Origin of the sequence: Eubacterium ramulus (assembly GCF_003122485.1) — a bacterium.
GTDB lineage: Bacteria > Bacillota > Clostridia > Lachnospirales > Lachnospiraceae > Eubacterium_I > Eubacterium_I ramulus_A.
In genome coordinates this window covers 1-851 of the sequence record NZ_JRFU01000260.1, presented here as the reverse complement: position 1 = coordinate 851, position 851 = coordinate 1, and the positions used below count along the sequence as shown (strand labels likewise).

General features: G+C 46.3%; 7 tRNA genes. All 7 read right to left on the bottom strand.

The features are described from left to right. Positions 1-72: 72 nt before the first annotated feature. The 7 genes from LG34_RS16405 to LG34_RS16375 all read right to left on the bottom strand — a co-directional run bounded on the left by LG34_RS16405 (position 73) and on the right by LG34_RS16375 (position 794). Positions 73-145: transfer RNA gene (locus LG34_RS16405), tRNA-Lys, on the bottom strand. Between the two features lie 20 nt (positions 146-165). Continuing rightward, a tRNA-Phe gene (locus LG34_RS16400) sits at positions 166-238 on the bottom strand. Between the two features lie 6 nt (positions 239-244). Continuing rightward, positions 245-318: transfer RNA gene (locus tag LG34_RS16395), tRNA-Met, on the bottom strand. Positions 319-418: 100 nt separating this feature from the next. Continuing rightward, a tRNA-Tyr gene (locus LG34_RS16390) sits at positions 419-500 on the bottom strand. 42 nt (positions 501-542) lie between these two features. Further along, positions 543-615: transfer RNA gene (locus tag LG34_RS16385), tRNA-Thr, on the bottom strand. Between the two features lie 24 nt (positions 616-639). After that, positions 640-712, bottom strand: a tRNA-Val gene (locus LG34_RS16380). 8 nt (positions 713-720) lie between these two features. Next, positions 721-794: transfer RNA gene (locus LG34_RS16375), tRNA-Asp, on the bottom strand. Between the last annotated feature and the right edge of the window lie 57 nt (positions 795-851).

Sequence of the window (851 nt, the reverse complement as noted above, 5' to 3'; positions counted from 1 at the left end):
TCGTTCAAGAGGTCGGCAAAAATCGAACTTTCCTATAAAGCAAAAAAAGGAATGCTTTCGCATTCCTTACAGTGAGCGTGCCGGGGTTCGAACCCGGGACAACTTGATTAAAAGTCAAGTGCTCTACCAACTGAGCTACACACCCATATGAAATTTTGTCTTTAATGCCCAGTTCCGGAATCGAACCAGAGACACGAGGATTTTCAGTCCTCTGCTCTACCAACTGAGCTAACTGGGCATTGAGTTGCGGGAGTAGGATTTGAACCTACGACCTTCGGGTTATGAGCCCGACGAGCTTCCAGACTGCTCCATCCCGCGATATTAGTTAGCGCTTTTATTTAGTTTTAAAAGCTAATGGGCGGAGAAGGATTCGAACCGTTTTGGTTTCTCAAAGCAGATTTCTAATTCTTACTCCTAATGGGCGGAGAAGGATTCGAACCTTCGAAGGCATCGCCAGCAGATTTACAGTCTGTCCCCTTTGGCCACTCGGGAATCCACCCATAACATTATTCACAAAAATCAAATTTCTATGCCTAATGTAAAGCCGATGATCGGACTCGAACCGATAACCTGCTGATTACAAATCAGCTGCTCTGCCAATTGAGCCACATCGGCATATTCAATTTTATTAGTTTTAAATGGGACCTACAGGGCTCGAACCTGTGACCCTCTGCTTGTAAGGCAGATGCTCTCCCAGCTGAGCTAAGATCCCATATAAAACGACCCAGACGGGACTCGAACCCGTGACCTCCGCCGTGACAGGGCGGCGCTCTAACCAACTGAGCCACTAGGCCATCAAAGGTATATACCTTCAAAACTTCACACAGAAATCCGATTCATTTCAACCTTTT